Annotated in this window: 1 protein-coding gene; it reads right to left on the bottom strand. The window is 69.2% G+C overall.

Going from position 1 to position 2193, the window contains the following annotated elements; all coding sequences use genetic code 11:
* Positions 1-2193 (bottom strand): condensation domain-containing protein (locus D7X96_RS38860; protein WP_147468520.1); only part of this gene is annotated, 2193 nt, incomplete at both ends.

Here is a 2193-nt window from a genome sequence, read left to right as displayed (position 1 = left end):
CCAGCGTCGAGGCGTCGAAGGCCACCGGCGCCAGTTGCAGCCAGACTTCTTCCGGCCCGAAGCGCAGGAAGCCGTTGCCCACCACCAACCGCGTGATGCCCCGGTGCGGGATGCACACGCCCTTCGGACGGCCCGTGCTTCCCGACGTGAACATCACGTACGCCAGGTCCTCCGCACTGACCTCCACCCGCGGCGCCGTGACTGGCTGACGGGCCACTTCGCTCCACGCCGTGTCCAGCGCCAGCGGCCGACCCGCACTCGCTGGCAGCTTCTCCGCCAGCGACTGCTGCGTCAGCGTCACTTCGACGCCCGCGTCCTCCAGCATCAGTGCGATGCGCTCCGCCGGGTAGTTGCGGTCCACCGGCACGTATGCGCCTCCGGCCTTCAAGATGGCCAGCAGCCCCACCACCATCTCGAACGAGCGCTCCACGTACACGCCCACTCGCGTGCCTCGCTTCACTCCCAGGCTCCGCAGGTGGTGCGCCAGCTGGTTCGCCTTCGCGTCCAACTCGCCGTACGTCAGCGTGTCTCCACGCTCGGCGGACTTCAGCGCCACCGCGTCCGGCGTCTTCCGCGCCTGTGCCTCGAAGCGCGCGTGCACCGCGTCGGTGCCCGGGTGTTCGCCTTGTGCACGGGCCCACTGCTCCAGAAGCTGGCTTCGCTCGCCCGCGTCCAGCAGGGGCAGCCGGTCGACTCGCGTCTCGGGGTGGGCAAGCACGCCTTCCAGGAGCACGCGCAGGTGCTCCACCATCCGGCGCACGGTGGCGGCCTCGAACAGGTCCGTGCCGTACTCGATGAGGACGCCCAGTCCCCTGGGCCGCTCCTCGAAGAAGATGCTCAGGTCGAACTTCGCCGTCCTGCCTTCCAGGTCCACCGGCTTGAGGGTCAGCCCGGGCAGCCGGGCCTCCCCCATGGGCAGGTTCTGGAGCGCCAGGAGGGCCTGGAACAGCGGCGTATGGCTCCGGTCACGTTCGGGCTGGAGTGCCTCCACCAGCTTCTCGAACGGCACCTGCTGGTGCTCCTGCGCCCCCAGGACCGTCTCACGCACCTGCTGCAACAGGGCACGGAAGGACGCGCCGCCCTCCACGTGCGTCCGCAACACCAGCGTGTTGACGAAGAAGCCGATGAGGCCTTCCAGCTCCGTGCGCGTACGGCCCGCGATGGGCGAACCAATGCTGATGTCCTCCTGTCCCGAGTACCTCGACAACACGGCCTGCCAGCCCGCCAGCAGCACCATGTACAGCGAGGCGCCCTCGCGCTTCGCCAGGTCACGAAGTCCCTGCGCGAACGCCGCTGGCCAGAGGAAGGCCTGGGATGCACCCGCGTTGCCGCGGACCGCCGGGCGGGGATGATCCGTGGGCAGCTCCAGCACGGGCGCCGCGCCGGAGAGCTTTCGCTTCCAGTAGTCCACCTCCCGCTGGAGCGCTTCGCCCTGCAACTCCTGCCGCTGCCAGAGCGCGTAGTCCGCGTACTGCATGGACAGCTCCAGCAAGGGCGATGCGCGGTCTTCCGCGAACGCCGTGTAGAGCGCGCTCACCTCGCGCACGAGCACGCCCAGCGACCAGCCGTCCGACACGATGTGGTGCATCGTGACGACGAGCACGTGATGCTGCTCCTCCAGCTTCACCAGCAACGCCCGGAACAATGGGCCGCGCAGCAGGTCGAAGGGCTTCGAAACCTCCTGCGTGATCCGCTGCCGCGCCTGGGTCTCCCGCTCCTGCGCGTCCGCGCCGGAGACCTCCACCTGTTCCAGGTGAAGGCTCATTTCCGGGTGAATGACCTGGATGGGTTGGCCGTTCTCTTCCGCGAAGGTCGTTCGCAACGCCTCATGGCGCCGCGTCACTTCGCGCAATGCCCGCTCCAGGATGTCCTGGCGCAGCGTGCCTTCCAGCCGCACCGCCACGGGGACATTGTAGAGCGCAGTACCCGGCTCCAGTTGGTCGATGAACCACAACCGCTGCTGCGCGAACGACAGCGGCGGGGCTGCGTTGCCCCGCTCCGGTCCCATCGCCATCACCTTCGCGCGCGCGGCCTTCTCCAACCGGCGAGCGAGCGACTCCACCGTCGGCGCTTCGAACAGGGCGCGCAGCGGCAACTCCGCGCCCAGCTCCGTGCGGATCCGCGAGGCCACCTGCGTGGCCAGCAGTGAGTGGCCGCCCAGCGCGAAGAAGTCGTCCTGCCGGCCTACCTGGG

Source organism: Corallococcus interemptor (assembly GCF_003668875.1).
Taxonomy (GTDB): Bacteria; Myxococcota; Myxococcia; order Myxococcales; family Myxococcaceae; genus Corallococcus; species Corallococcus interemptor.
This window is presented reverse-complemented; position numbering and strand designations above follow the sequence as displayed.